Source organism: Halarcobacter mediterraneus, from assembly GCF_004116625.1.
GTDB lineage: Bacteria > Campylobacterota > Campylobacteria > Campylobacterales > Arcobacteraceae > Halarcobacter > Halarcobacter mediterraneus.
This window is the reverse complement of record NZ_NXIE01000019.1, coordinates 1-507: the sequence shown is the minus strand read 5'-3', so window position 1 is coordinate 507 and position 507 is coordinate 1. Positions and strand designations below refer to the sequence as shown.

The following is a 507-nucleotide window of genomic DNA, read 5'->3' as shown; positions in this document are numbered from 1 at the left end:
TAAAGTCTCATTTTTTGATAATTTTATTATCTCATCTTCTATTTTTAATACTTCATTTACTAAATCAAAATAACAATTCTCACAAATATACTTTTTAGTATTTTTATTATCAAAAATCTTTTTTGCACATTGCATAAGTAAAGGAAAAATTGTCTCATGCTTTATAGGTTTTGTAAGATATTTAACTAAATGTAAATCTATAGCATCTAATAAGTAGTTTGTATTAGTAAATGCAGTTAAGACTATAAATTGAGTATCTTTATCTTTTTGTCTAATTTGTTGTAACATATCAAGACCATTTTTTTTAGGCATTTTAATATCAGTAATAACTAAATGAGGAGAAAAAGTCTCTATTTTTTCCATAGCTTTAAAAGCATCTTTTGCTTCATAAACATTAGTAAAAATTCTTTTTAAATATGAAGTGGCATTACTTCTAATATTCTCTTCATCTTCCACATATAATATTTTTAAATTTTTGTATTCTTCTTTTAGCATAAGAAATTATAC

1 protein-coding gene is annotated in these 507 nt (G+C 22.1%); it reads right to left on the bottom strand.

The genetic code is table 11. The features are described 5' to 3' along the window. On the bottom strand, window positions 1-495 hold a 495-nt coding region (locus tag CP965_RS14010), incomplete at its 3' end, for a response regulator transcription factor (RefSeq protein ID WP_164971040.1). Window positions 496-507: the final 12 nt, after the last annotated feature.